The following is a 25,036-nucleotide window of genomic DNA, read 5'->3' on the forward strand; positions in this document are numbered from 1 at the left end:
CCTGCCCGGTTCAGTCGGGGACGTCGACCATGTCGGCGGGCGGAACGGGGGGGCGCATGAACAGCGCGGCCACGAAGACCACGGCGATCACGGCCGCAAAAAGCTGGAAGGTCGGCGCGAAACCGCCCAGCCGGTCACGCATCGCGCCGGCGATGAACGGACCCGCCGCCGAGACGGCCCCGACCAGGCAGGTCAGGGAAAAGAGCTCCAGGTTGCTGCGCCGGCCATAATAGTTGAGCAGCAGCACCGTCACGGCCAGGACGGTCAGGCCAAAGCCGACCCCCGTGCCGACGGCATAGAGCAGCATCAGCGGCACGGTGGTCGCCGAGGCCAGGGCCAGCAGGCCCGCCACCAGCATCGCCTGCGCCCCGACCAGCAGCCATTTGGGATCGATGCTGTCGCCAATCAGGCCGCCACCCAGCCGGGCCAGGGTCTGCATCAGTGATTCCAGGCTCAGCATCTTGGCCCCGATAGCGGCCGCCGCTGCGGCGGCCATGCCGGCGGCGACGCCGATCTCGCCGATATGGCTGACCGACACGCTGGCCACCGTCACGCCGGTCAGCAGATGGGTGAAATAGGCCGCGACCAGCACATAGAATTGCGGTGTGCGCAGCGCCGCCTGGACGGTCCACTCGTGCGAGGTGCGATGGATCCTGGCGTCGGCGGGGGCTTCTCGGGCTTCCTGCTCCACCTCGACATCGACGTCATGAGCGGCCTGCGCCAGCCACTTCGAACCGCCGACCATCGCGGCGCAGACCGCGCCCACGACGCAGGCCAGAACCGCCTGAACCAGCCAGTACAGTCGCCAGTCATTGTCGCTGCCGCCCATGATCGCCAGGGCCATCCACGGGCCGGCGACGCCGCCCAGCGAGCCGAAGGTGAAATAAATCCCGAACGGCAGGGCGCGCTTGCGATACAGCGCCGACAACACGTGGGTGCCGGGAATCAGCGCCGCCATCTGGAAGCCGATCCCGCACAGGGCTGCACCGACATAGTAGCGGGCGATGCTCTCGGACCCCGCGAAGCCCAGCAGGCCGGCGCTCAGCACCGCCGAGCCCAGCAGCAGGGTCCCTCGCACACCGATCTTGCGGATCAGGATGGCCGGCAGCCAGGACGAGGCGCCGGTGAAGACGCCCAGCACCGAAAAGCCCAGGAACGCCTTCTCGAAACTCCAGCCCAGCTCACCGATCATCGCCGGCAGAACCACACCCAGCGACCCGTAGGTCGAGGCGGTGATCAGAAACAGAAGCAGACTGAACCCCGCCAGCAGCGAGAGGCGGCGAATGTTCGTTGGAGCCAAGATCAAAACGTCCGCTTGAGGGTCACACGCCATTCGCGACCCTTGCCGGGCAGCGCGCCCAGATTGGCATAGGTATCGGCGTCAGGGGTGAAATAGAACGTGTCGAACAGATTATCGATGTTGAGCTGAGCCGTATAAGGCCCGCGCGTCACATAGGCCGAGCCGTTGATCACCGAATAGGCGGGATAGCGGACAGCGTTCTGCACCGTCCCTGCGGTTCGGCTCACGTGGCTGACCCCCAGGGTCGCGCCGGCCTGGCCCCAGTCATAGCCCTTGCTGGTATAGGCGCCGTACAGGCTGACCACCGACTTGGGGATCAGGGTATAGGCATAGTCGCCGCCCCGCCCGGGAAGACTCGCGAAGCTCCAGACCACATAGGACCCGCCATAGGCGCTCGGTCCCGCCACCCCCGCCGTATAGGCCGGGATATACTGGAACGAGGCGTCCGGTCCCTTAATCGTGGTCCGCTGACTGTTGCCGGTGAAGGTGAAGCTGAGCTGCTCGCTGGCCAACCAGCGAACCTCAAGCTCGACTCCCCTGGCGCGCGTGCCCAGCACGGTCGGCGGCGAGCTGTTGGTCAGCTGGGTGCGGTTCTGGCGATAGGCGGCCAGCGAGCCCACCAGCGTGCCGTCCAGCAGCTGGAACTTCACGCCCGTCTCGGCGAGATCCGAGCTCGACAGCCATGACCCATCGGCCACCAGCGACGGCGCGATATCGCCCGCCTGGCTCATCTCCAAGGCCGAGGCCTTGGCGTAGCTGACATAGGGCATCAGGCCGAACGGGGTCTTGTAGGTCAGGCTGGCGTTCCAGGTCGTCTTGTTGCGGTCATCCGCTTGCCGGCCGGCGATCGTGTAGCTGAGAAAGCCGGTGTCCTGGCTCTCGACCTCGTAGTGATCATGGCGACCGCCGACGATCAGGTTCCAGCGCCCGGCCTCGATATCGGAGGTGAAGAACAGGCCCGACTGGGTCCAGTCCGACCGATTGTCGTTCTCCCAGCGCAGGCCGATACCGCCGGGCTCGTCGGTGAACGGGCTGTCGATGGTGTCGGTCGGCGTGAACCCGAAGGCGATGTCGCGGCGATCCAGGGCGATCAGGCCGCTATTGAAGCTCTCCCGGCGCCGCCCTTCGAACCGGCGGTGCGAGGCGCCGACCAGGGTCCTGGCGCTGACTGCGCCGACTGTCGTGGGAAGCGCCAGGGTGACGCGGGCCTCCGAGACCCTGGCGTCGATGGCCGAAGGGTAGCCGTAGGAGACGAAGCGCTCATTGTCCTGGCGGTCGTGGAACAGCTGCAGCTTCAGCGTCCTGTCGCCGCCCAGGTCCTTGGCCAGGTCGAAATAGAGCGTGCCGGTGGTGGTCTTCGAGAAGTCGGCCGGGCTGATATAGACCGTGCGGCGGTTCAGCTTGGTCGTGCCGACGCCTGTGTCCAGGGTGTGGGCCGGGTCGCTGCTCGCGAAGCCGTAGTACGGAATGTAGAGCGCGCTGGCATAGGGATAGAAGCCAACCTCGTCGGGTGTGAGACGGCCATTGCCATCGGCGTCGACCAGGCTGGTGTCGCGGCCAGTGATATAGGTGCGGTTGTCGATCAGGTCCTGGGTCAGGCGGTTCCAGCCGGGCGTCTGGACGTCGCCGTCCGAGTGGAAGCCCATGCCGCCAAAGGCCGTGCTCCAGCCGTTGCCCAGGTCAAAATCGGCCGACAGTTCGATCAGTTGCCGACGTGGATAGATGCCCCGGTAGTAGCTGTGGCTGTCCTCGACCTCGCCATAGACATAGACCCCGCCCTGCGCCGCGCCCAGGCTGACCGGCGCGCCGAACTGGCCGGTGACGAGCTTCTTGTTGTAGCTGCCGAAGGTGGCGGTGACCTCACCCTCGGGCCCGGCCAGGAAACGCCCCTCGTCGCGCGCCGACTTGGGGATGAAGTTGACCAGCCCGCCGACCTTGCCGGCGCCATAGACCGGCGTGGGCGGACCGCGCAGCACCTCGATCCGCGCCGCGCCGCCGATCGGCGTGGAATAGGTGCCGCGGTTCTCGACCCGCTTGAAGCCGCGGAAATAGTTCTCGGCCAGGGTGCCGCGGATGTTCAGCGCGCCGGGCACGCCGTAGAAACTGGCGGTATGGGTCCCGGGTGAAACGGCGCTGACGCCGTCCAGGGTCTCGATGCCGAAGCGCTCGAGGGTCAGGTCGCTGACCAGGCTGGCCGAACGCGGCGTCTCGATCAGCGGCTTGTCGATGCCGAACACCGTATCGGACGGCTGCTTTTCCAGAAGGCCCGCCTTGTCGCGCGCCAGGACCAGGACGGCGTCGACCTGTTCAGCGACCTGGGTTTCCGCATAGGCCCCGGTGGCGACCAGCATCGTGAAGGCGGTGACCGAGAGCAGCAGGCGTCGAAGCGACATGACAGGAAACCCCAACCTCGCCCGGCGGGAGGAGCAACCAGGCGACGACGTCCACCATCTGGTGGATGACCCAGGGTTGGTCAAAATGCCTTCTGACATTTCAGTTAAGATTATGAGGCCAGTGTGGCGCTATAGCCTCACAATTCGAACCCGAGCTTGTTCCGGGTCAATGCGACCGATCAGGCCTCGACCGCCGGGCGTTGCACCGCCTCGGGCGTGACGTTCAGCACGCGCATCATCGCCGACCGCGCGCCCTCGACATCGCCGCTCGCGATCACCCGGGCCACGTCGCGGTGCTGTTCAATGTCGGCCAGCAGTTCGGCCTCGGTCGCGCCGTTGAACGAGAACACCCAGAAGCGGGCGGCCTTGTGCTGCAGGGGGATCAGGATGCGGGCCAGGGACAGGTTCTGACTGGCCCGGGCCACGGCGGCGTGGAAGCGCTGGTCCATGGCCACCAGCAGGGGCAGGTCACGATTGGCGGCGGCCTCTTCCCCGCCCTCGAAGGCGTCGAAGATCGCCTGGGCTTCGGCCTTGGAGGCATGGCGAGCGGCCAGGCCCGCGCAGTGCGGCTCGATCAGGGCCCGGGCCTCATAGCCCTGGCGCAGCTCGACCAGATCCAGGGGCGCCACAAGCGTGCCGGAGCGGGCGCGCCGAATAACCAGTCCTTCCAGGGCGAGCCGGCCAAGGGCGTCGCGCACGCCGGCCAGGCCGGCCTCGTAACGCGCCGCCAGCGACTGCTCGTCCAGCCGCGCGCCTGGAGCCAGTTCGCCCAGGATCAGGTCCAGCAGGATCCGCTCATAGACCTTGGCCTTCTGCAGATCGGGCGACCAGTCCTCCAGTCCCGACGAAGAACAGACGTCAAGCACCAGCAACCGCGACCGGGCGTCCTTGGCAGGAAGAGAAGACACCGGTGAGGCTCCGTCAGGGTTGAGCCCTGATAGGTAGGCTGAAATGTCAGAGCGCGCCAGAGGCCGTCAGATGCTCACCCTTCAGAGAGCCGGCCGCAAAGGCAGATGATGGATAGATGCTGATGCGGCGCTTGGTCGTTCCCAAGCCCCCTTCATTGCCATCCCGGGACCTGTTCCCGGGATGGCAATGGGTTTGAACCTCAAGCTCCATCCCGCAAGGGGAGCAGAGCGGGGCCCGTCTAGGGTGCGATCTTCAGCGGCACGAAGACCGGGCGGCCCTGGCGGACCACCTTGGCCAGCACGCTGGTGCGGCCGCCCTTCTGGGCCGCCGAGATCGCCTCAGCCACTTCGCCGGTGGAGTTGACCGCCACGCCATTGACGCTGGACAGGACGTCGCCCTTCACAAGGCCCTTCTCGCCCGCGTCGGAGTCGGCCTTGACGCCGGCGATCAGCACACCGCGCACTTCGGGCGCGATCTTGTAGGTCGTGCGCGCCGTCGTATCCAGCGGGGCCAGGGTCAGACCCAGGGCCTCGAACTTCTGGCTCTGGGGCTTGTCGGGCGAGGCCGGCGCGCCGCCGTCCTCCTTGTCGTTGTCATTGGCGCCCAGAGCGTCCTCGGCCGGGCGAACGCCCGACTTGACCTCGACCGTGCGGGGCTTGCCGCCGCGCAGGATCGACAGGCGGATGGAATCGCCCGGCTTGGCCTTGGCCACTTCGCGGGTCAGCTCCGAGCCGCTCTTGACGTTGACGCCATTGACGGCGGTCACGATGTCTTCCGGCATCAGGCCGGCCTTGGCGGCAGGCGCGCCTGCAACCAGCTCGGCGATGATGGCGCCCTTCACGTCGGGCATGCCCTGGGCTTCGGCCATCTCTGTGGAGAAGTCCTGGATGTTGGCGCCGATATAGCCGCGCACGACCTTGCCGTTGGCGATCAGTTGCTTGGCGGTCGCCTCGGCCACGTCGGCCGGGATCGCAAAGCCGATGCCGACCGAGCCGCCCGTCGGCGAGAAGATCGCCGTGTTGACGCCGATCACGCGGCCGAAGATGTCGAAGCTGGGACCGCCCGAATTGCCCCGGTTGATCGGCGCGTCGATCTGGATGTAGTCGACGAAGCGCGAAGAGCTGTCGCCCAGGTCGCGGTTATAGGCCGAGATAATGCCGGCCGTGGCGGTGCCGCCCAGGCCGAACGGGTTGCCGATGGTGATGACCCAGTCGCCGACGCGCGGCTTGGCCTGGTTCTCGAAATCGACATAGGGGAAGGCCGCGCCCTTGGCCTTGGGGTCGGTGACCCGGATCACCGCCAGGTCGGTGCCTTCGTCGCGGCCGACCACGGTGGCCTTCAGCTGGCGGCCGTCCTTCATGACGACATTGATCTCGTCCGCGTCGGCCACGACGTGATTGTTGGTGACGATGTAGCCGTCGGCCGAGATGAAGAAGCCCGAGCCCGAGGACTGCTGCTTGGGCGCGGCGGGGGTGTCGTCTTCGCCTTCGGCGCCCGGCTTCTGACCGCGCGGCACGATGTCGAAGCCTTCAAGACCCGGGATGCGCAGGCCGCGCGAGGGGCTGGCCTTGGAGGTCACGTCAATCTGGACGACGGCCGGGGAAACCCGCTCGAAGATGTCGGCGAAAGACATCGGGGCCCCGGGCGGGGGCGCGAAGGACGGGGCGGCGACCGTCGAGACACGGATCGCGGCGGGAGCCTCGGCCGCACCGGCCGTACCCATCCGCATGCCCATGCCCGCCAGAGCGGCGGCGGCGACGCCCGCGCCGGCAACGGCGCCCACAATGAAACCCGACTTCCTAGCGGTCATCTCTTGTCTTTCCTCACCCACGGCGCAAAGCGCCGGGACCTGTTCGCTCTCGACGCCCGGCGCCGAAAACGTGCTTCGCAGAAGAACCTAGTCGTGATGGCGTAACGCGCAATGGTTCTCGAATTATCTTTGCGTCACGCCGGAGGTGCTTCTTGCGGGGTCTTTTCGGCGCAATCGTGGCCTTTGTCTTCAAGCAGGGCCGCAAGCCGCGCTTCCTCTTCGGAAGACAGGCCCTCGGCCTCGTCCGGCTCGACCGCGCCGTCTTCGCGCCGCCGACGCAGAAGCGTCGCCATCAGCCCGCCGCCGACAACCAAAATCCCCAAGGGAGCCAGCCACAGCGCGAGGTTGCCCGGCGAAAACGGCGGCTTGAGCAGAACAAACTCGCCATAGCGCGCCACCAGAAACGCGCGGACCTCGCGATCGCTGCGGCCTTTGGCGATCTCCTGCCGGACGACGCCCCGCAGGTCGGCGGCGAGGTCGGCCTGGGAATCGTCGATCGACTCGTTCTGGCAGACCAGGCAGCGCACCTCGCGGAACAGCACCCGGGCGCGAGCCTCCTGCGCCGGGTCGGGCAGGCGCTCATTGGGTTCGGATGCGGCGGCCATGCAGGCGATCGCGGCCAGGGCGACAATCACGGCCCGCAGCCTCTTCATGCCCGAGCCTCCGACGCCTTGCGCCCGACGCCCAGCCGCAGCCGGCGGTCTGACAGCGACACCGCGCCGCCGATGGCCATCAGAAGCGGCCCCAGGAAGATCAGCCGCACCCACGGATTGACGTAGGCGCGCACCAGCCAGGCGGGCTTGCCGCCCTCTCCGGCCCGGCGCTCGCCCAGCACGATATAGAGATCGTCCAGCCCCTTGGGGCAGATATGGACCTCGGAGGTGGTCTGACCGCCGGTGGGATAGAAGCGGCGCTCGGGCTGCGCCTTGCAGACCACCCGGCCTGCGGCGTCGGTGATCCGCACCAGGCCGCGCTCGGCCAGATAGTTGGGCCCCTCCACCGTGCCGACCTCGGTCAGGGTCAGGGTATAGGCGCCCAGCTTGAACGACTGGTTCAGGCTCAGGGCCTGGGCCTGCTCGACTCGCCAGGCGGTCTCGAATGAGGCGCCCAGCACAAAGACGCCCATGCCGGCATGGGCCAGGGTCGTGCCCCAGGCCCCGCGCGGCAGGCCGATGGCGCGCCGCCAGACCTCGGCGATCGGCGCGCGCAGGACTTTCAGCCGCTCGGCCAGCTCGACCAGCGCCCCGCCGATCAGCCAGAAGCCCATGGCGACGCCGGCGCTGGCCAGGGCCTTGCGCGGGGTGACGACGGCGTAGGTGACCAGGCCCAGCAGGGCGGCGGCGGCCAGGGCCACCCACAGGCGGCGCATCACCGCCGAGGCGTCGCCGCGCTTCCAGGCCAGCAGCGGTCCGGCGGGCAGGATGGCCAGGGCCAGCAGCATCAGCGGCGTGAAGGTCAGGTTGAAGAACGGCGGGCCCACCGACACCGCCTCGCCATCGATGGCCTCACGGATCAGCGGATACAGGGTGCCCAGCAGCACGGTGGCCGTGGCGGTCGACAGCACGATGTTGTTGAGCACGATGGCGCTCTCGCGGCTGACCGGGGCGAACAGGCCGCCGGAGTTCAGGGCGGGCGCGCGCAGGGCGAACAGCAGGAAGCCGGCGCCCGCGGCGACACCCATCATGATCAGCAGCAGGACGCCGCGGGTCGGGTCGACCGCGAAGGCGTGGACGCTGGTCAGCACGCCCGAGCGCACCAGGAAGGCGCCCAGCATCGAGAAGGTGAAGGCCGACAGGGCCAGAAACACGGTCCAGCCCGGCAGGGCGCCGCGCTTTTCCATCACGATGGCCGAGTGCAGCAGGGCCGCGCCGATCAGCCAGGGCATGAAGCTGGCGTTCTCGACCGGATCCCAGAACCACCAGCCGCCCCAGCCCAGTTCGTAATAGGCCCAGAAGGCGCCCAGCGTGATGCCGATGGTCAGCAGGCTCCAGGCCGCCAGGGTCCAGGGCCGCACCCAGCGGGCCCAGGCCGCATCGACACGGCCGTCGATCAGGGCCGCCATGGCCAGGCTATAGACCACCGAGAAGCCGACATAGCCCGCGTAAAGGAAGGGCGGATGCACCGCCAGGGCCCAGTCCTGCAGCAGCGGATTGAGCGAGCGCCCCTCGATCGGCACATCGCCCAGCCGCGCCATCGGGTTGGAGGCGAAGACGGTATAGGCCAGGAACATCACGCCCAGCGCGCCCTGCACCGCCACCGCATAGGCCCGCAGGCGGGGCGGCAGGCTGGCGCCGAACAGGGCCATGGCCGCGCCGTAGCCGGTCAGGACCAGGCACCACAGCAGCATCGAGCCCTCATGGCTGCCCCAGGCGCCGGCCACCTTGAACAGCAGCGGCTTGGCCGTGTGCGAGTTGGCCGCCACATTGGCGACCGAAAAGTCTGAGGTCACAAAGGCCAGGACTAGGCACGCAAAGGTGATGCCTGTCGCCCCGAACGCCGCCACAGCCGCGCCGCGACCGGCCCCGGCCAGCATCGGCGCGCGCCGGACGCCGGCGACCGCCGACAGGCCGGTCTGCGCGACCGACAGGATCAGAGCCAGGATGAGGGCGAAGGCGCCCAGTTCAACGGTCATGGGGCGGTCTTGCCCTCATAGGCCGGCGGGCCGGAGCCCTCGCCGCGCCATTCGCCCTGCTCTTTCAGGGCCTTGGAGACTTCGCGCGGCATGTAGCGCTCGTCGTGCTTGGCCAGGACCTGCTTGGCGATGAAGACGCCGCTCTCGTCGAACGTCCCCTGCGCCACGATCCCCTGTCCTTCGCGGAACAGGTCGGGCAGGTCGCCGTGGAACTTCACCAGGGCGGTCGCCTTGTGGTCAGCCACCACGAACTCAACGTCGCCGCCGGGATACTTGACCACGCTGCCGGCCTGAACCAGGCCGCCCAGCTGCACCTTGCGGCCGGCCGGCACCTTGGCCTCCTGGGCCTGGGCAGGCGTATAGAACAGCGAGATGGCGTCGCGCATGCCGTACAGCGCCAGGCCCACGGCCAGGGCGAGCACCGGAGCGATCGCCAGAAGGATGGTCAGGCGACGGCGCGCCTTGCGGGATTTCGGCCAGAAACTCATGGAGCGGTCTTCGGTTGCTGCGGGGTCTGAGCCGCCTGACGCAGGGCGGCCAGGACCTTGGGCTGGTCGGCATAGCGCTGGCTGGCCGAGGCCAGAGCAGCATCGCGCTTGGCGGCTTCGCCCAGCACCGCATAGGCCCGCACCAGCCGCACCCAGCCATCGGGATCGTCGGGCGAGGTCTTCAGGCGCGTGGCCAGGCCCTCGACCATGCCGGCGATCATGCCCTGGACCTGGGCGCTGTCTTCGGGCGCGGCCTCAGGGGCGGGAATGCCGCCGGCCGCCTCGACCTGGGCGATCTCGCGGTTCATCGCCCCGCGACGCGGATCATTGGCGGGCAGGCTGGCGGCCAGGGCGCGCCAGTCGGCCAGGCCGCCGGCCACGTCACCGTCGCCAATCCGGCCCCGACCCAGATGGTAGCGGGCCGACAGGCTGTTGGGGTCGATCTTGAGGGCTTCGCGGAAAGCCAATCTGGCGTCGGGGCCGACGTCCCCGTTCGCCTCGGCCACGAAGGTCTCGCCCAGCCCGGTCCACAGGTCGGCGCGGCCGGGAGCCAGGCGCACGGCGCGGCGCAGGGCCTGCTCGGCGCCGGCCAGATCGCCCGAGGCGCTGCGGGCCAGGGCCAGGTGCTTGAGCGGTTCGGCGTCGTTGGGGCGCTGGGCGGCGATGGTCTCCAGCACGGCGGCGATGCGCGGCGGATCCAGCAGGGCCGGATCGGTGGCGCGCCACTGCTCAACCCGCTTGGCGTAGGGCTGATCGGAAAAGCCTGGCGAACCGATGAACACATAGACCGCCACGGCCAGCAGCGGCGCGACAGCGGCGGCGGTCACCGCCAGGCGGCGCGATCCGCGCCCGTCGGGAGTCCAGGTCTCGGCGGTGTCGGCGGCGGCCAGCAGGCGACGGCCGGCCTCAGCCCGTGCGGCCTTGCGCTCGGCGGCGTCCAGCAGGCCGCCTTCGGCCAGCCGATCAATCTCGCCAAGCTGGCGTTTGTGGGCGTCCAGGTCGGCCGAGACGCCTTCGGCGGCGCCCGCGCGCGCAGCGCTGCGCAGCATCAAGGCGCCGGCCGCAGCCGACAGCGCGGCCGCCGAGATCCAGAAAGCGATCATACCTCGCCTGTTAGCCGGGAATGCGCGCCGCCGTTAGCGAAAAAAGCGCTTAAGGGACCGATCAGGCCGCGATCGCGGCGGCGGCCCGGCGACGGACGATTTCGGCGGTCTTGTCGTCGCGGGTGTGGGCGATAAACGCGGCGGCGACATCAAGATATTGCTGGGCCACGACAGGATCGCCGCCCTCGCCGGTGCGCGCCGCGTAGAGCACGTCCTCGATATACTGATCGAGACGCTTGTTGAGCTTTTCCAGGGCCTGGGTGCGCGTCGCGCCATAGCCGCTCTGGGCCGCGCAGGGCCGCAGGTGTTCGATGAAGACCAGGATGGCCGTGGCGCGACCCACCAGCGCCTCGTCCGGCGGCGAGGTCAGCTTGGCCACGCCCTTGCCGCCCTTCTTGCCCAGGATCGAGATCGGCTTGGTGGGCAGGGCCTCGCTCAGTTCCTTGTCGGCCGTGCTCATCCGCAGCTCGACGGCCTGGGCGATCTGCTGCTTGTACTTGCTCAGCCTGCGGCCCCACGGACCGTCCTTGGCGATGTTCACCGACTGCTCGAACTCGGTGATCTGCAGTGCGACCTGCTGGGCGGCCATGGCGGCCTCGCGGGCCAGCTTCTCGCCCTTGGCGAGATCGAAGTCGCGGATCAGGTTGATCGATGTGTCGATCTCGGCCAGCACGCGCTCGCCAAAAGAGCTGACTTCCGATGCGGCCAGATAGCGGTCATTGGGCCGGTCCATGACCGCCGAGATCACCCGCAGGATCCGCCAGTCGTCGGGCAGATGGGCGGCCAGCATGTCAAACATCCGGGCGCCGGAATCCTCGCGGACGACGCAGGCGTCGCGATAGGCCAGACGCGCGGCGGCGGCGCGCTCGTCGCTCATCCGGCTGACCCATTCAGACAGCTTGGGCAGGGCGGCCCGAACGATGTGGCCAATTTCCAGGCAGTTGATCAGTTCGTCGGTCACGCCAAGACTGCGGGTCGCGTCGAACGCATCCTGTTCGGCGTCGCGCAGGCCGCGCGCGGCAAGGGCGCACAACTCATCAAAGACTTCTGGCGCGCCCTGTTCCAGATCCCACGGATTGCACTTGGCCGCAGCCTCTTCGACGCGCCGCGGCGCGATGGTCTTCAGCGCCTTCCAGAGGAACGGCAGGACGCGCGGCGGAAAGCTGATCTGGCCGGGGCCGCGCATCGCGCACATCGGCACGATGGGAGCCAGGATGTTGTTGCGAACGAATCGGTCGGTGGTCTCGTCCTCGACCAGCCCGCGCACCTGGGCCAGCCCACCCACGGCGCCGACGCTGGCCAGGGCCAGTTCCAGGCTGCGCAGGGCAGAGTCCGGCGCGGTTTCCACCAACATCCGGACGATCTGCAATTTATGCGCAGCGATTGCGGCCATGATCCCCCGCCGGATCGAAAAGACCGACAGCGTCAACCATGTTGGCAACGAGGTTAAGACTTTCCCAAACCCCTCAAAAAAGTCAGCGTTTTCCACACATCCCCAGATCGAGGAAAGATCAAAGGCGCCAGAGGTTTAGCGATGCCGATAGAGGGCCGTTAAACACAACCGCTGCGACAGCTTGTCGCTAGGCTTCCGACCTGGGAAGATCCAGGCTGACGCGCAAACCGCCCATGGACGACTCCCCCAGCGTTACAGACCCGCCATAGGCCCTGGCCAGTTCGTCGACGATGGAAAGACCCAGGCCCGAGCCCGGCGTTTGCTCGTCCATGCGTTGCCCGCGCTTGAGCGCATCGACCCAGCGTTCCGGCGGCAGGCCGGGGCCGTCGTCCTCGACCACCAGGCTCCAGCGTTCAGGGCTGGTGGGCGCGGCGACCACGCGGATACGGGCCTTGCACCACTTGCCGGCGTTTTCCATGACGTTGCCGGCCAGCTCCATCAGGTCCTGCTTCTCGCCCTGGAAGCACAGGTCTTCCGGACAGCGCCAGTCGATCTCGACGCCCTGCCCCTCTGACTTGTCCTGGAAGATCCGCTCAAGGGTCACCGCCAGCTCGTCCAGGATCGGTTCGACCGGCGTGCGCTCGCCGCTGGTCTGGGAGCGGGCGGCGGCGCGGGCCCGGCGCAGATGGTGGTCGACCTGATCGCGCATCACATCAGCCTGGCGGCTGACCACCTCGGCCAGGCTGCCAGGCTGCTGGCTGGCTTCGGTGATCATCACCGACAGCGGGGTCTTCAGGGCGTGGGCCAGGTTGCCGACATGGGTGCGCTGGCGCTCGACCACTTCCTGGTTGTGGGCCAGCAGGGCGTTCAGTTCGACGGCCAGCGGCTCCAGCTCTTCGGGATAGGTGCGGGTCAGGCGCTCGGCCCGGCCGCGTCGCACCGAGGCGACCTCGCGGCGCAGCTGGAACAGCGGGGCCAGACCCACCCTCACCTGCACCACCACCGCCAGGATCAGACCCCCGCCCAGCAGCAGCAGGGCCAGGGCGGTGATGCGGCCAAAATGGTCGGCGTCGGCGTCGATCGGCGAGCGGTCCTCGGCGGCGATGAACACCACCGGATCGGCATAGCCCGGCAGGCGGGCCTGGATGGCCGCGGCCCGCAGCGGTTTGTCCTGGGGGCCGCGCATGTCAAAATACAGCGTCCGGCCCGGAGCGGCGTCCAGCAGGTCGATCTGCTGCGAAGCCACCATCAGATCGCTGTCCCAAAGGGAGCGGGAGCGTTCGATGACTTTCAGCGAGCCGGCCCTGGTCTTGGCGAAGATCGTCCAATAGCGGCCCGAATAGGCCCGCGTGGCGCGAATGTCGGTCAGGACGGGAGCCTTGACCAATCCGTCCTCCACCTTCGACAACGCATAGAGATCGTCGGTCAGCACGGCCAGGGACTGGTCGAAGCGACGGATGGCGGCGTCACGGAACTGGGCGGTCAGGAACACGCCCGCCACGATCAGCACCACCGCGTTCCAGACGACAGCCAGCAGCACCAGCCGACGAACCAGCGAAGGTCGGCGCAGATCGATCACGCCCAGGCCTCCGCCCGGATCGTCACTCGGTCGCCTCGCCCTCCAGGGCGGTCAGGCGATAGCCCAGGCCGCGCACCGTCTCGATGCGGTCGCTGCCCAGCTTCTTGCGCAGTCGGCCGATGAACACCTCGATGGTGTTGGAGTCGCGGTCGAAGTCCTGGTCGTACAGGTGCTCGACCAGCTCGGTGCGGCCGATCACCCGGCCCTGGTGCATGATCATGTAGTGCAGCAGGCGGTATTCCAGCGAGGTCAGACGCAGGGGCTCGCCATTGACGCTGGCCCGGGCGGCGCGCGGGTCCAGACGCAGGGCGCCACAAGACAGGCTGGGCGCGGCATGGCCGGCCGAGCGGCGCAGCAGGGCGCGCAGGCGGGCCAGCAGCTCTTCGGTGTGGAACGGCTTGGCCAGATAGTCGTCGGCCCCGGCGTCGAAGCCGGCGACCTTGTCGCTCCAGGCGGCGCGGGCGGTCAGGATCAGCACCGGCGTGGCGACATTGCCCCGCCGCCAGCGCTCCAGCACCGACACCCCGTCCACCTTGGGCAGGCCAAGGTCGAGGATCACTGCGTCATAGGGCTCGGTCTCGCCCAGGAACTGGGCTTCCTCGCCGTCGCCGGCGTGGTCGACGGCATAGCCGGCGTCGCCGAGGGCCAGCTTCAGCTGGCGCGACAGGTCGGGATCGTCCTCGACGAGCAGGATACGCATGGAAGCAGAACCTTTAGTTGGCGCTGAGGATCTGGCCGGTCTCGGCGTCGACGATGAAGTCGATGCGGCGGCCGTCAGTGGTGGCCCACCGGACCCGATAGTTGCGCCCCTCAAGCCCGGCGTCCAGCACCCGGCCCGGCGTGCGGCGACTGATCTGCTCGATCACCCGCGACAGCGGCACCAGCCGGCCCGACTGCACGCCGCCCCGCGCCTGGTCCGACTGGGCGCGCCAGTCGGCTCCCAGCGAGTCCGGGCGGCGCTGCGCCGACGCCGAACCCGGAAGGGTGGCGGCGAGCGCGGCGACGACGAGAAGGGCGCGGATCGGTTTCATGCGCTCAGATGTAAGGGACGGTGGCTGAATGGAGACTGAACAGACAGCTTATGCAGGGCGTGTGGCGTTCTGTCACGGATGGACCAGGCCGTAGGGCAAATCGAGCCCGGCCTTGCCCCGGACGGCTTCGTTCAGCGCCATGATCTGCTGTTCAAGCGCTTCCCGCCGTGGGCGTTGGCCTATTTCCGCTTGGGCGAATACGGCTTCTGCTCCCGCCAGGCCTGGGCGAACTTTTCCAGGTCGCTGTCGGGCTCGTCGGGCAGGGTCACCACCAGGCGAGCCAGCAAGTCGCCGCGCTTGCCCTTGGCGTCGACCAGGCCCCGGCCCTTCAGGCGCAGGGTCGCGCCGCTGTTGGAGCCTTTGGGCACGGCCAGCATGACGGCGCCGTCGGGGGTGGGCGCCTCGATCTTGCCGCCCAGCACCGCGTCGGGCACCGAGATCGGCAGGTCCATGACCAGGGTCTCGCCCTCGCGGCGATAGATGGCGTGGGGCTTGATCGCCAGTTCGATCAGGGCGTCGCCGGGGCCGGCGCGACCCGGACTGCCCTGGCCCTTCAGGCGCAGGGTCTGGCCCTCCTGGGCTCCGGGCGGGATGGTGACGTCGATGGTGCGGCCGTCCGAGAAGGCGACGCGCTTCTTGCCGCCGCGAATGGCCTCTTCCAGGTCGATGTCCAGACGGGCCCGAACATCGGCGCCCCGTGGCGCGAAACCGCCGCCGCCCGCGCCGCCGAACCCGCCGGCCGAGCCGCTGCGCGCGCCGCGCCCCAGGATGTCGCCGAACAGATCGCCGAGGTCGATCTCGGGACCATCACCGCCGCCACCGCCGCGCGACTGGAAGCCGCCGCGATTGAAGCCGCCGGCTCCAAACGGACTGCCGCCCGCGCCGCCGAAGCCACGCGCGATCTCGCGACCGTCGGCATCGATCTCGCCGGCGTCGAACTTCTTCTTCTTGACCGCGTCGCCTACAATATCGAAGGCGGCGCTGATCTGCTTGAAGCGGTCCTCGGCAGCCTTGTTGCCGGGATTGGCGTCGGGGTGAAACTGCTTGGCGAGCTTGCGGAACGCCTTGCGGATCTCGTCCGTCGTCGCGGTGCGGGAAACGCCAAGTTCCTGATAGGGGTCGCGCGCCAAGGAAGGTCCTCGAGTGTGATTGGATCAGTCCGCCCTCACTTAGGCCTTTCGCGGCGGCGCACAAGCGCAATGTTGCATTATTATCACAGCAACCTTGTCGTGGGCGCGCCCCAGCCGAGGCTGGCCGAGCCCTGAACCACCTCGACGGTCAGCTCGCCGGCCGATCCTGCGGCCAGATCGGCGACCCTCATGGCGGCGGTGTGGATGAAGACCGGCGTGGTCAGTTCCGCCTCGCGGACCACGATCGCGCCGTTCAGCACCCGCAGGCGCCAGGCCTCGACGGCTTCGCTGAGCGGGACCTCGCCCTCCCAGACATCGCCCCCCAGCCGGTCGCGACGGATCCAGCTGACCAGGCGGTCGCCGCCCGAGACCCGCACACGCAGATGCGCCGGGGCCAGCGGACGCAGGGCCCGGCCGCGCCAGGTCAGGCCGACCTGGCTCATCGCCGGCCCAGAAGGCGGACCGCCGGCCGGCGCCGCGCGCACGATCAACGGCGCCCCACGTTCGAACGGCGCGACCTCCAGCCGGACCACCGCCTCGTCCAGCAGAACCACCGGCGCGCCGGCCGGGATGGTCAACTCACTCGCGGCGCCATCGCGCTGGCCGCGCAGCAGGCCCGACAGGGTCCAGACATCTTCGGCGACGATCTGCGCCGTGGTGAAACCGATCACCTCCCACGCGCCCGACGGCGCCAGCACCGCCAGGGCGTTGTCGCCCGCCAGCACAGCGGCCAGCGTGCGACTGGCCGGGGTCGCGCCCTCCAGTCGCACGGTCAGGCGGCTGGCGCGGTCCAGCCGATGCGGCGAGGCGGGCGGCAGGTCGGTCATGGTCTCGCCCAGGGTGGCGGGCGCAGAGATGCGGGCGCGGACCTTCAGGGTGTCCAGAACACCGCCGGCGTGGATGTCGAACGGTCGCCACGGCTCGGCGGCGGCGGCGACCCACGGCCGGGCGTCGTCGCTGCTGGCCGGCAGGTCGAGCATCCACAGCGCCGGCGGCCCGACGGGCTCGCGGGGCGGGGCCGGGGTCCAGTCGATGCGACCATCCAGTTCGGAGCCAGCAGGAACCGGCGCCAGCGTCGCGCGCGGGTGTTCGTCCAGATCCACCCGCGCCACGCGCCAGGTCTCGCCGGCGAAGGTCACCCGGTCGCCGGCTTCCAGCCGCAGGGCGGCCAGGGGCGAAAGGTGCACGACAGTCTCGCGCCGCGCCGACGCCGAGCCGTTCAGCATCCGACGCCCCGCCAGTTCCGCCTCGGCCGGCGCCATGACGATCGGCGCGTCGGCGTCGGCCGTCCCCTGGCCGTCCTCGCGGCGGACGATCAGGGCGCCGGTCTGATAGTCGCGGCCGGCGTCGATGAAGCGCAGGCGCAGGGCCTGGGTCGGATCGACCAGGGTCCGGCTGGCGGTCGCGGCGGCGGGGCGATCCTCGGGCCAGGCCAGATCGGCCTCGTCGAGGGCGGCATTGGCCAGGCCGGTGTGCGCGATCAGCCGCGCAGCCCCGCCCCGCTCAACGGCGTCAAGGCCAAAGGCGGCGGTCAGGGGCGCCAGGGCGTCGCGCAGCCGCATGGGCCGATCGACCACATAGCCGACCACCGCCCCACTGGCCTCGCCCGGATCGAGCGTGACATCAGCCCGCACACCCAGGGCCGCGACCAGCTCGGCCAGCGGCGCCACGCCGGCGCGGCCGTTCAGCCAGTGGCCCAGCGGCCAGTTGGGGCCATCGCTCCAGACCTTGGCGCGGGCCGGAAAATCGGGGAATGGCCGGGCGTCCCAGCACCAAGCGCTGGCCGCCTCGATCATCGGCCCGCCATAGCTGGGCGAGAGCGGATTGGCGGCCGGGTCGGCGATCCAGTCCAGCACCGCCTCCAGCATGCGCCTTTGGCCAAATTCGTCGCGCGCGCCGGTCGAATAGGGCGGCAGGTGGCTCTCGGCGCTCTTGGGATCGACGAACAGGTTGGGTGAATTGGCGCCCTTGTCGACGGCGGGACAGCCAAACTCGGTCAGGCGGAGCGGCTTGGAACGCGGAACCCAGGCCGTGGGCGTCGCCGCGCGCACCCCGGCGGGGCGGTCGTGATGGGGGTTGGACCACCAGCTCTTCAGATCCTTGGGCCGGAACACCCACGCCTCGCCATGGGCCCCGTCGGTGATGGCCGTGCGGACCTGGGCGTCGCGGTCGGTCTGGCTGGCATAGTACCAGTCAAAGCCCTCGCCGCCGGTCAGGCGGGCGCGCAGATAGGCGGGGTCGTGCGGTCCCTCGAAGCCGGCCGCCGCATCCAGATGATCCTCGCCGTTCCGCCAGTCGGTGACCGGCGGATAGAAGTCGACGCCCACGAAATCGATGGCCGGGTCGGCCCAAAGCGGATCGAGATGGAACACCGCGTGGCCGCCGCCCGGCTGATGGCCGAAATACTCGCTCCAGTCGGCGGCGTAGCCGATCTTGGTCCCTGCCCCGACCATGCCGCGCACATCGGCCGCGAGCGTCCTTAGGGCACTCACCGCCGGATAGCTCCCGCCCGCCCCGCGCACCGTGGTCAGACCGCGCAGCTCCGAGCCGATCAGGAAGCCGTCCACGCCGCCGGCCAGCTGAGCCAGCCGCGCATAGTGCAGGATCATCCGCCGGAAGCCCCAGCCGCTGCCCGAGAAGCTGGGCAGGCCGTCGCTCTCGCCCACCTGTGCCGGCGTCGCCCCGCCAAAGAAGGCCGCGACCTGCGACGCCGCCGTCGCCCCGCCATCGGGTGAGCCCGCCTGCCCCGGCGCGGGATGGCAGGTGATCCGCCCGCGCCACGGATAGGCGCCCTGCCCCGCGCCGCCATAGGGATCGGGCAGGCTTGATCCCTCCGGCACGTCCATCAGCACGAACGGATAGAGCGTCACCTTCAGCCCGCGCCGCTTGAGCTCAGCGATGGCCTGCAGCACCGAGCGGTCCGACGGGGTGCCGCCATAGGCCGGGCCGCCGTCGTGGATCGAGATGACGTGGGCGTCGCCGCGATCCACGCCGCCCACGCGCCAGTCGTAAGGGATGGTCGCCTTGAACGCCTGATCGACGCCCGGCCTGATCTGGCACGAGCCGCAGCGCAGGTCAGTCCCGAACCACGACACCACCAGGGTCACATGATCCACCTGCGGCAGCTGGGCCTGCAGCTGGTCCAGCGACACGGCCAGATCTGGCCGTCCCTCGGCGTTGTTGACGTTCTCGGCCGTGGTGCGGGTGATGCCGTCACGGCGCAGGACGGCATCGGTGGCGTAGACAAACTCCCCCGCCCCGGGGATCAGGCACACCCCCTTCAGCCGCGCCTCCAGCCCCGTCGGCGCACCGGGCCGACGGAACACCTCGAACGACAGCTGCGGCGCACGGTTTCCGAACGCCTCCAGCGGCAGGTCCTCGAACACCACATAGGCCAGCCCCCGATAGGCCGGGGCCGCGCCCTCGATCGCCTCGATCAGCGGGTCGGGCGCCTGGTCCTCGGTTCCGCGGTGCAGGCGCATCGTGACGCCGGCCATGTCCATCACCTTGCCGTCGGCCCAGACCCGGCCGATCCCGTCGATGGGCCCCTCGCCCACCGCCACGGCGAACGACAGGCTGTAGGCATAGCTGGTGGTCTTCTGGCCCTTGCTCCCGCCGACCCGGCCCTCGATCCGCTTCTCGCGGAAGCGCGCGGCCCAGAGGATGTGGCCGCCCACCCGGCCGCGCCCGAACGCGCACGGGATCGCCGCGCCCTCGGCGGCGCCGGTGACGCGCAGTTCGGGGATACGCGGTCCCAGCTGGCGGGCCGGCGACAGGGCGCCGAGCACCGCATTGTCGGCCGCCCGGCCCAGCATCGCGCCAACGAAACCGCCGACCGGGCCACCCAGGGCCGCGCCGACGGAGGAGAGGATCACCTGGGCCATCTAGGGGGCTCCTTTAATCTTCATTTCATCCGCTCTTCCCGGCGACCCGAAGGGCGGCGAAGCCAACGCCGGGACCCAGATTCATCCAGAACGGCTGGGGATGACGCGCCTTCGACCGGAGCCAAAATCTCAATCGCTCAGGGTTCGATCTGGGCCCCGGCCTTCGCCGGGGAGAGCGGGATTTTTGGCGGTGGCTCCGGAAACCGAAACACCGCCACCAGCCGCTCTCTCCACCACCGCCCCAGCCAGCTTTCGACGCAGGCGCGGCCCCAGTAGGCGTGGATCATGCGGTCTTCAGCCGACAGGATCGCGCAGTGCTTGGCTATCGCGCCAGGCTCCATGCGGAAGACCAGCACGTCGCCGGGGCGGGCGTCGGCGGGGGGCAGCGGGACCAGCCAGCGGCCCAGCGCCTCCAGCAGGATCTCGCGCTCGCCCAGCTCGGCCCAGTCAGGCCGGTAGGGCGGCGGGCTTTCAGGCTCAGCGCCATGCAGGGCGCGCCAGACACCCCGGACCAGGCCCAGGCAGTCGCAGCCGACGCCGCGCAGGCTGGCCTGATGGCGGTAGGGCGTGCCCAGCCACTGGCGGGCGAGGGTGAGGACAAGGTCCTCGATCTCAACAAACTTGTCATCCCGGCCGCAGCGAAGCGGAGAGCCGGGACCCAGGGGCCAAGGCAGTGCGGTTGCCCCTGGGTCCCGGATAGCCTCTGCGAGGCTTCCGGGATGACAAGGAAATTTGGGGGATGAAACAGTCACCTCTTCCCCCCGTCATGCCGCTCGCCCTCGGACGGATAGAGCGTCAGGAAGTCTTCGCCCGGCATGGCCGGAAAGCCCCGGAAATTGACGCCGTTGGCGAAGCTGTCGACGCAGGTCCGCCAGCGCTTGTCGCAGCTGACGCCCGGCGCGGCCGACACCCCGCAGCGCGCGTCGCCGAACACCGCGTCGCACAGCCGGCCGAAGGTACGGCCCGCCACCCGGTCGAGGGCGGCCAGCGGGCCTTCCAGCTCGGCGGTGAAGGCCTCGCCCTGGCGGCGGAGTCTGGCGATGCGCGCGGTCCACAGGCGCACGAACAGGTCGGGGCGGCTCCAGTCCACGCGCAGGCAGGCCACCGACGCGCCGTCATAGAGCCCCGCCTCGATATCCGGCGCCGTGACCGCCCCATCCTCCAGAGCGCCCAGCGCGGCCGAGAGGCCCGGCGCGAAGCCGGCGGCGGTCTCGTGGGCGCCGGCGGTCCAGCCGGTGGCGGCGCGACAGGTCACGCCCTCGACCAGCAGATCGCGGTCGTGATCGGTGAAGCCCAGCACCACGGCGTCGCCGCGAGTCAGGACCCAGGCGTGACACAGGCTGGCCGCGCCCGCTTCCAGGCGCGCGGCCAGTTCGGCGGGAACCGCGCGCATCAGGCCCGCACCTCGACCAGCGGACAGGCGGTGATCCGCGCGGCGGCGAAGCCCTCCATCTGCAGGTCCAGCCGGTCGATGTCGAAACGCACCGGCGTGTCGAACTCGAAACCCGCCCGCACGGCCGCGCCGGCAGCGGGCGGGGCAACCAGGGTCACGAGACCTGTGGCCAGGTCGACCGCGAAGGCGGCCGGGGCCAGGGCGACGCCGGCGACCGCGACCTTCACCGTGCCGGCCGCCGGTTTGGCGATCGTGCGCGTCGCGACCTCGGGCGCGCCGCCATAGGCCTTGACCAGCTGGAAGGTCTTGCGCGCGCCGTCCCCGGTTCCGATGGCCTGGTCGGTCGCCGCCGGCTGGGCCGACGGGACGCACGACTTGAAGTCAGTCGGGTCGCGAAAACGGAACCCATACAGCCGCCCGCGCCGGGCCTCGAAGAAGGCGACCAGCTGGGCCGCCTCGTCCAGCGGCCGGGCGGCGGTGGCGATCAGATAGCGGCGGCGACCCTGGGCCCAAGGACTGGAGCGGCGCTCGTGGCCCGAGGCCAGGGTCACCACCTCGGTGCGCCGCTCGACGCCGCCCGTGCAGCCGAACGCCAGCCGCGCGGGCAGGCGGATATCGTGGAAGGCGCTCATGGCGGCTCCTGTGGTTTGGGATGTGGATGGGTGGGGCAAGCGCCGCGGACGGGGCTCAAGGCCTAAGGCGACTGTCATTCCGGACGAGCGCGCAGCGCGAAGATCCGGGACCGACGCCTGAGCTCTGCGCTTCCGGCGGTCCCGGATCTGCGCCCGGCTATCGCCGGACTTGTCCGGGATGACAGCCTTTGTAGAGGGCTGTTCCCAGGCGGTTGCCCCGCCCTGCAGGAGAAGAGCGCCGAAGGCGCGGAGGAAGCAGCCCCCGATTAAGTCTGCGTCATGACCCGCTTTTCACTTCTTGCGCGGCCCCCCCGGCCTTACGTATGGGGACAAGAACTGGAGACCGTCATGGACTGGAAGAACCTGTTTTTCTCGGCTGAAGGCCGTATCGGCCGTCAGGCGTTCTGGATCGGCTGGCTGTGCCTGCTGGGCGCGAACGTCGTGGCCGGCTGGGTGCCGTTCTTCGGTTGGGCGCTGTCGCTGGCCTCGATCTGGTGCTCGATCTGTATCCACACCAAGCGCCTGCACGACATGGGTCAGACCGGCTGGTGGCAGGTCCTGCCCTGGGTGTTCGGCCCGGTCCTGGTGTTCGGTTCGGCCATCTCGATCGGCGTCTCGGCGGCCCTGGCGGCCATCGGCAACGGCGAGCCCGACCTGGCGGCGATCGCCGCCCTGGGCGGCTTCTTCATCTCGCTGTTCGTCGCCTTCGCGGTGTGGCTGGCCTTCACCCTGTGGGTCGGCTTCAGCACCGGCCAGGCCGGCGACAACAAGTACGGCCCGGCGCCGACGACGGCGGTGACGATCTAATACTCGCCCCCTCCTGGCTGCTTCGCAGCCGTCCTCCCCCGGAGGGGGAAGACGCTCTCATCTTCCCCCTCCGGGGGAGGAGCGTCGAAGACGCGGAGGGGGCAAGTCCACGGACTACAGCCCCCTCGCCCCCAAACTCACCGCCCGCGCCAGGGCCTGGGCCAGCTGAGCATCCGACCGCGCCAGACCCGCCGCGTCGCCGCCCTGCACATTGACCGTCACCGACACGCCGCCGCTTCCAAGCGGCTCGACGGACCCCGCGCCGGACGGCCGAAACACCTCGGGCCCGCGCTCGCCGACCAGATAGGCCCCGCCCGCCGTGACCGGTCCGCCATCGGCCCGGGCGCCTGCAAAGACACCGGACACAGCTTCGGCCAACCCGCCCCCCTTCATCGCCGCGCCCGCCGCGCCGATGACCGCGCGGGCCAGTTCAGCCAGCGAGATCTCGCCGTCGGCGGCGGCGCTGGCCAGGGACCTGGCCAGGCTGGAGCCGGCCCGGGCGAAGGCCTCCTCGATGGACGAGGCGGCGCGCTGGGCCGGCGCCTTCAGGGCCTCCAGCGCGGCGGCCGCCTCGGCGGCGCGGGCGGGGACGGACGACAGGCCGTCGGTGTCGAAACCGCTCATGGCGGGGTCTCCTCATCGGGAAAGCGGGCGATCAGGGCGTCCAGCGACGGACGGGTCAGCACCGGCGCGACGGGCGTCGCGGTCAGCATCCGCCACTCGCGCAGGGACAGCCGCCAGAAGGCCTGCGGCGGGATATGCAGCCGGACGGCCAGGCGCAGGGCGTCGGGCCAGCTGGTCATGCCGAAGCCGCCAGGGTGGCGGCCACGGCGGCGACGGCTTCGGGGATCGTCACGGCGGAGAGATCGGCCGGTTCGCCCTCGATCAGGGCGGCCAGCACGGCCAGCAGTTCACAAGCCGACAGGGTCTCCATCCGGGCTGGCAGCTCGCGCCAGTCGGTGAGGTTCAGCGCGCCTTCGATACGGGCCAGGGCGCCGAGGGTCAGGCACAGGCGGCGCGGGGTTCCGGCCAGGGTGATGGCGACTTCGCCTCGGGCGGGGTTTGGGGGTGGCATTCCACGCTCCTTCAAATGTTCAAAATTCTTGTCATCCCGGAAGCCTCGCAGAGGCTATCCGGGACCCAGGGGCCGGCGCATCGCGGCTGCCCCTGGGTCCCGGCGCTCCCCCCGGCCTTCGCCGGGGTCCGGCCGGGATGACAAGGTTTTTTGGGCTTCAACGGCCGCTCTAAATCGCCGTGAACGTCACCGCCCCCGCCGACGCCAGGCTCAGCGCGAACGCCGCCTCGCCGTCGTGGTCGCCGGCATAGTCCAGGGCCGCGACCAGGAACGGCCCTTCCAGCTGGCCAAAGTCGGGGATCACCAGCCGCCACGTCCGCGCCGACTGGTCGAAGAAACTCTGGCGCACCTGGGCGTCCGACGCCGCGTCGCGAAACACCCCCGCGCCCGAAACGGCGCAGGAGCGCACGCCCGCCCCGGCCAGCAGCTCGCGCCAGCGGCCGGTGCTGTCGCTGTCGGTGGTGTCGATGCTGCGGGCGTTGAGGCTGATGGTCCGGGCCCGCAGGCCCGCGACGGTGACGAAGGTCGGGGTGGGCGCCCCGTCGCTGATCTTCAGCAGGATATCCTTGCCGGCTTGAGCGGCCATGGGTGGGCTCCGTTTTCAGGATGGTGGACTTGCCCCCTCCGCGCTGCGCGCTCCTCCCCCGGAGGGGGAAGATGAGGGGGCCGCGCTTCGTCTTCCCCCTCCGGGGGAGGACGACCGCGCAGCGGTCAGGAGGGGGCGAGTGGGCGGTTCGCTAAAGGGGTTCAGTCACCGCCCGCACGCGCACGATGCCCAGGGTCAGCTCGCGCTCGGCGGCGGGGAAGACGTCGGCATAGGCGACGCGGAGGTTGACCAGCCGGCGGCCGGCGATGGTCGGACGGGCGTCGTGGATCACGGCGCGGACGGCGGCGACCACGGCTCTCGCCTCCTCCGGCCCGCCGAATTTCGAGACGCAGGTCAGGGTCAGCAGATGCTCGACCACCTCACCCTCGACGATGCGGCTCTCGGTGCGGCTGACGGCCAGGCAGGGATAGGTCGGCACGCGCGGGGCGCGGGCATAGATCCGCTGGCCCAGGATGGCGGTGATGGCCGGCGCGGCCTTGAGGGCGGCGACGAGGCCGTCGGCCAGGGCTTGATCGCTCACAGGCGAGCCTTTCGGTAAGGGGCCAGCCACGGCTCGACCAGGGCCAGCGAGGGCTCGCCGGTTTCGCGGTTGGCATAGGCGTGGGAGACCAGGGTCAGGATCGCCAGGCGCAGGGGCGCGGGGCTGGCGGGCGTCAGGGTCAGGCCGGTGGCCGCCGCGACGCGGGCCTCGGCGGCGTCGATCAGCAGGCTGATCGTGGCGTCCTCCGAGGCGTCGGACGCGCGCAGAAACGCCCGGGCCTCGGCCAGGGTGAGGGATTGGGGCATGGGGGGGGGGCTTTCGGATTGGGGGACTTACCCCCCTACGGATCGCTTCGCGATCGTCTTCCCCCGGAGGGGGAAGATGAGATC

24 protein-coding genes and 2 pseudogenes are annotated in these 25,036 nt (G+C 69.9%); 3 read left to right on the plus strand and 23 right to left on the minus strand.

Annotation, left to right across the window (positions count from 1 at the left end; all coding sequences use genetic code 11):
- Window positions 1-10: 10 nt before the first annotated feature.
- The 15 genes from ACW17Z_RS05925 to ACW17Z_RS05995 all read right to left on the minus strand — a co-directional run bounded on the left by ACW17Z_RS05925 (window position 11) and on the right by ACW17Z_RS05995 (window position 20,263).
- The gene (locus ACW17Z_RS05925; RefSeq protein ID WP_492057975.1) at window positions 11-1,333 is read right to left on the minus strand and encodes an MFS transporter; all 1,323 of its coding nucleotides are present in this window, start codon (window positions 1,331-1,333) and stop codon (window positions 11-13) included.
- Complete coding sequence (locus ACW17Z_RS05930; RefSeq protein WP_492057976.1) at window positions 1,303-3,693, minus strand: TonB-dependent siderophore receptor; 2,391 nt, start codon at window positions 3,691-3,693, stop codon at window positions 1,303-1,305. Before ACW17Z_RS05930 ends, ACW17Z_RS05925 begins: the two co-directional genes overlap by 31 nt.
- 179 nt (window positions 3,694-3,872) lie before the next feature.
- Complete coding sequence (locus ACW17Z_RS05935; protein ID WP_492057977.1) at window positions 3,873-4,601, minus strand: GntR family transcriptional regulator; 729 nt, start codon at window positions 4,599-4,601, stop codon at window positions 3,873-3,875.
- 239 nt (window positions 4,602-4,840) lie between these two features.
- Window positions 4,841-6,412: a trypsin-like peptidase domain-containing protein gene (locus ACW17Z_RS05940; protein WP_419317987.1), complete on the minus strand. Its 1,572-nt coding sequence runs from the start codon at window positions 6,410-6,412 to the stop codon at window positions 4,841-4,843.
- A gap of 134 nt (window positions 6,413-6,546) precedes the next feature.
- Window positions 6,547-7,047, minus strand: a complete 501-nt coding sequence (locus ACW17Z_RS05945) for a cytochrome c-type biogenesis protein (RefSeq protein WP_492057978.1) — start codon at window positions 7,045-7,047, stop codon at window positions 6,547-6,549.
- Between the two features lie 14 nt (window positions 7,048-7,061).
- Entirely contained in the window at window positions 7,062-9,044 is a 1,983-nt protein-coding gene (locus tag ACW17Z_RS05950) for a heme lyase CcmF/NrfE family subunit (RefSeq protein ID WP_492057979.1), read from the minus strand.
- Complete coding sequence (gene ccmE, locus ACW17Z_RS05955; RefSeq protein ID WP_492057980.1) at window positions 9,041-9,532, minus strand: cytochrome c maturation protein CcmE; 492 nt, start codon at window positions 9,530-9,532, stop codon at window positions 9,041-9,043. Before ccmE ends, ACW17Z_RS05950 begins: the two co-directional genes overlap by 4 nt.
- Entirely contained in the window at window positions 9,529-10,635 is a 1,107-nt protein-coding gene (gene ccmI, locus ACW17Z_RS05960; protein ID WP_492057981.1) for a c-type cytochrome biogenesis protein CcmI, read from the minus strand. The genes ccmE and ccmI overlap by 4 nt, the downstream gene beginning before the upstream one ends.
- Window positions 10,636-10,696: 61 nt before the next feature.
- The gene (locus tag ACW17Z_RS05965) at window positions 10,697-12,028 is read right to left on the minus strand and encodes a hypothetical protein (RefSeq protein ID WP_492057982.1); all 1,332 of its coding nucleotides are present in this window, start codon (window positions 12,026-12,028) and stop codon (window positions 10,697-10,699) included.
- Window positions 12,029-12,215: 187 nt separating this feature from the next.
- On the minus strand, window positions 12,216-13,613 hold the full coding sequence (locus ACW17Z_RS05970) for a sensor histidine kinase (protein ID WP_492058493.1): 1,398 nt from the start codon (window positions 13,611-13,613) through the stop codon (window positions 12,216-12,218).
- Between the two features lie 16 nt (window positions 13,614-13,629).
- Entirely contained in the window at window positions 13,630-14,307 is a 678-nt protein-coding gene (locus ACW17Z_RS05975) for a response regulator transcription factor (RefSeq protein ID WP_419252136.1), read from the minus strand.
- Window positions 14,308-14,320: 13 nt separating this feature from the next.
- On the minus strand, window positions 14,321-14,638 hold the full coding sequence (locus ACW17Z_RS05980; protein WP_419252137.1) for a PepSY domain-containing protein: 318 nt from the start codon (window positions 14,636-14,638) through the stop codon (window positions 14,321-14,323).
- A 179-nt stretch (window positions 14,639-14,817) separates the two neighbouring features.
- Window positions 14,818-15,768, minus strand: coding sequence for a DnaJ C-terminal domain-containing protein (locus tag ACW17Z_RS05985; RefSeq protein ID WP_492057983.1), 951 nt, complete (start codon window positions 15,766-15,768; stop codon window positions 14,818-14,820).
- Window positions 15,769-15,851: 83 nt separating this feature from the next.
- Window positions 15,852-19,652 carry a baseplate multidomain protein megatron gene (locus ACW17Z_RS05990; RefSeq protein WP_492057984.1) on the minus strand — a complete coding sequence of 1,267 codons (3,801 nt, stop codon included), beginning with the start codon at window positions 19,650-19,652 and terminating at the stop codon, window positions 15,852-15,854.
- Between the two features lie 137 nt (window positions 19,653-19,789).
- On the minus strand, window positions 19,790-20,263 hold the full coding sequence (locus ACW17Z_RS05995; protein ID WP_492058494.1) for an NlpC/P60 family protein: 474 nt from the start codon (window positions 20,261-20,263) through the stop codon (window positions 19,790-19,792).
- Window positions 20,264-20,265: 2 nt separating this feature from the next.
- Here ACW17Z_RS05995 and ACW17Z_RS06000 point away from each other — a divergent pair.
- Window positions 20,266-20,349 (plus strand): annotated as a pseudogene (locus tag ACW17Z_RS06000) (hypothetical protein); the annotation flags it as partial.
- A gap of 51 nt (window positions 20,350-20,400) precedes the next feature.
- On the opposite strand, the gene ACW17Z_RS06005 reads toward ACW17Z_RS06000, so the two are convergent.
- Together ACW17Z_RS06005 and ACW17Z_RS06010 are read right to left on the minus strand one after the other, a co-directional pair.
- Complete coding sequence (locus tag ACW17Z_RS06005) at window positions 20,401-21,045, minus strand: phage/gene transfer agent baseplate hub protein (RefSeq protein ID WP_492057985.1); 645 nt, start codon at window positions 21,043-21,045, stop codon at window positions 20,401-20,403.
- Entirely contained in the window at window positions 21,045-21,677 is a 633-nt protein-coding gene (locus tag ACW17Z_RS06010; RefSeq protein WP_492057986.1) for a phage distal tail protein, Rcc01695 family, read from the minus strand. The genes ACW17Z_RS06005 and ACW17Z_RS06010 overlap by 1 nt, the downstream gene beginning before the upstream one ends.
- A 348-nt stretch (window positions 21,678-22,025) precedes the next feature.
- On the opposite strand from ACW17Z_RS06010, the gene ACW17Z_RS06015 reads away from it, so the two are divergent.
- Entirely contained in the window at window positions 22,026-22,484 is a 459-nt protein-coding gene (locus ACW17Z_RS06015) for a DUF805 domain-containing protein (RefSeq protein ID WP_492057987.1), read from the plus strand.
- A gap of 114 nt (window positions 22,485-22,598) precedes the next feature.
- Here ACW17Z_RS06015 and ACW17Z_RS06020 read toward each other — a convergent pair whose 3' ends face one another.
- From ACW17Z_RS06020 to ACW17Z_RS06030, 3 genes are read right to left on the minus strand one after another with little or no spacing between them, the layout of a single operon-like run.
- The gene (locus ACW17Z_RS06020) at window positions 22,599-23,108 is read right to left on the minus strand and encodes a phage tail tape measure protein (protein ID WP_492057988.1); all 510 of its coding nucleotides are present in this window, start codon (window positions 23,106-23,108) and stop codon (window positions 22,599-22,601) included.
- A complete protein-coding gene (locus tag ACW17Z_RS06025) occupies window positions 23,105-23,287 on the minus strand; it encodes a phage tail assembly chaperone (protein WP_492057989.1) in 183 nt (60 codons plus the stop codon). The genes ACW17Z_RS06020 and ACW17Z_RS06025 overlap by 4 nt, the downstream gene beginning before the upstream one ends.
- Window positions 23,284-23,559, minus strand: coding sequence for a GTA-gp10 family protein (locus ACW17Z_RS06030; protein WP_492057990.1), 276 nt, complete (start codon window positions 23,557-23,559; stop codon window positions 23,284-23,286). The genes ACW17Z_RS06025 and ACW17Z_RS06030 overlap by 4 nt, the downstream gene beginning before the upstream one ends.
- 28 nt (window positions 23,560-23,587) lie before the next feature.
- On the opposite strand from ACW17Z_RS06030, the pseudogene ACW17Z_RS06035 reads away from it, so the two are divergent.
- Window positions 23,588-23,708 (plus strand): annotated as a pseudogene (locus ACW17Z_RS06035) (hypothetical protein); the annotation flags it as partial.
- A gap of 20 nt (window positions 23,709-23,728) precedes the next feature.
- Here the strand turns inward: ACW17Z_RS06035 and ACW17Z_RS06040 are convergent.
- The 3 genes from ACW17Z_RS06040 to ACW17Z_RS06050 all read right to left on the minus strand — a co-directional run bounded on the left by ACW17Z_RS06040 (window position 23,729) and on the right by ACW17Z_RS06050 (window position 24,952).
- Entirely contained in the window at window positions 23,729-24,145 is a 417-nt protein-coding gene (locus tag ACW17Z_RS06040) for a phage major tail protein, TP901-1 family (protein WP_419252147.1), read from the minus strand.
- Window positions 24,146-24,296: 151 nt separating this feature from the next.
- Window positions 24,297-24,686 (minus strand): DUF3168 domain-containing protein, encoded by a 390-nt coding sequence (locus ACW17Z_RS06045; protein ID WP_419318016.1) that lies wholly within the window; start codon window positions 24,684-24,686, stop codon window positions 24,297-24,299.
- On the minus strand, window positions 24,683-24,952 hold the full coding sequence (locus ACW17Z_RS06050) for a head-tail connector protein (RefSeq protein WP_492057991.1): 270 nt from the start codon (window positions 24,950-24,952) through the stop codon (window positions 24,683-24,685). The genes ACW17Z_RS06045 and ACW17Z_RS06050 overlap by 4 nt, the downstream gene beginning before the upstream one ends.
- Between the last annotated feature and the right edge of the window lie 84 nt (window positions 24,953-25,036).

It is taken from the genome of Caulobacter sp. GSs2, assembly GCF_058680895.1.

What these genes read in the sequence shown, in the direction of transcription:
- ACW17Z_RS05925 (WP_492057975.1), bottom strand. Translation starts at nt 1,333, where the DNA reads ATGGCGTGTGACCCTCAAGCGGACGTTTTGATCTTGGCTCCAACGAAC.
- ACW17Z_RS05930 (WP_492057976.1), bottom strand. Translation starts at nt 3,693, where the DNA reads ATGTCGCTTCGACGCCTGCTGCTCTCGGTCACCGCCTTCACGATGCTG.
- ACW17Z_RS05940 (WP_419317987.1), bottom strand. Translation starts at nt 6,412, where the DNA reads ATGACCGCTAGGAAGTCGGGTTTCATTGTGGGCGCCGTTGCCGGCGCG.
- ACW17Z_RS05950 (WP_492057979.1), bottom strand. Translation starts at nt 9,044, where the DNA reads ATGACCGTTGAACTGGGCGCCTTCGCCCTCATCCTGGCTCTGATCCTG.
- ccmE (WP_492057980.1), bottom strand. Translation starts at nt 9,532, where the DNA reads ATGAGTTTCTGGCCGAAATCCCGCAAGGCGCGCCGTCGCCTGACCATC.
- ccmI (WP_492057981.1), bottom strand. Translation starts at nt 10,635, where the DNA reads ATGATCGCTTTCTGGATCTCGGCGGCCGCGCTGTCGGCTGCGGCCGGC.
- ACW17Z_RS05965 (WP_492057982.1), bottom strand. Translation starts at nt 12,028, where the DNA reads ATGGCCGCAATCGCTGCGCATAAATTGCAGATCGTCCGGATGTTGGTG.
- ACW17Z_RS05975 (WP_419252136.1), bottom strand. Translation starts at nt 14,307, where the DNA reads ATGCGTATCCTGCTCGTCGAGGACGATCCCGACCTGTCGCGCCAGCTG.
- ACW17Z_RS05980 (WP_419252137.1), bottom strand. Translation starts at nt 14,638, where the DNA reads ATGAAACCGATCCGCGCCCTTCTCGTCGTCGCCGCGCTCGCCGCCACC.
- ACW17Z_RS05990 (WP_492057984.1), bottom strand. Translation starts at nt 19,652, where the DNA reads ATGGCCCAGGTGATCCTCTCCTCCGTCGGCGCGGCCCTGGGTGGCCCG.
- ACW17Z_RS06005 (WP_492057985.1), bottom strand. Translation starts at nt 21,045, where the DNA reads ATGCGCGCGGTTCCCGCCGAACTGGCCGCGCGCCTGGAAGCGGGCGCG.
- ACW17Z_RS06010 (WP_492057986.1), bottom strand. Translation starts at nt 21,677, where the DNA reads ATGAGCGCCTTCCACGATATCCGCCTGCCCGCGCGGCTGGCGTTCGGC.
- ACW17Z_RS06015 (WP_492057987.1), top strand. Translation starts at nt 22,026, where the DNA reads ATGGACTGGAAGAACCTGTTTTTCTCGGCTGAAGGCCGTATCGGCCGT.
- ACW17Z_RS06020 (WP_492057988.1), bottom strand. Translation starts at nt 23,108, where the DNA reads ATGAGCGGTTTCGACACCGACGGCCTGTCGTCCGTCCCCGCCCGCGCC.
- ACW17Z_RS06025 (WP_492057989.1), bottom strand. Translation starts at nt 23,287, where the DNA reads ATGACCAGCTGGCCCGACGCCCTGCGCCTGGCCGTCCGGCTGCATATC.
- ACW17Z_RS06030 (WP_492057990.1), bottom strand. Translation starts at nt 23,559, where the DNA reads ATGCCACCCCCAAACCCCGCCCGAGGCGAAGTCGCCATCACCCTGGCC.
- ACW17Z_RS06040 (WP_419252147.1), bottom strand. Translation starts at nt 24,145, where the DNA reads ATGGCCGCTCAAGCCGGCAAGGATATCCTGCTGAAGATCAGCGACGGG.
- ACW17Z_RS06050 (WP_492057991.1), bottom strand. Translation starts at nt 24,952, where the DNA reads ATGCCCCAATCCCTCACCCTGGCCGAGGCCCGGGCGTTTCTGCGCGCG.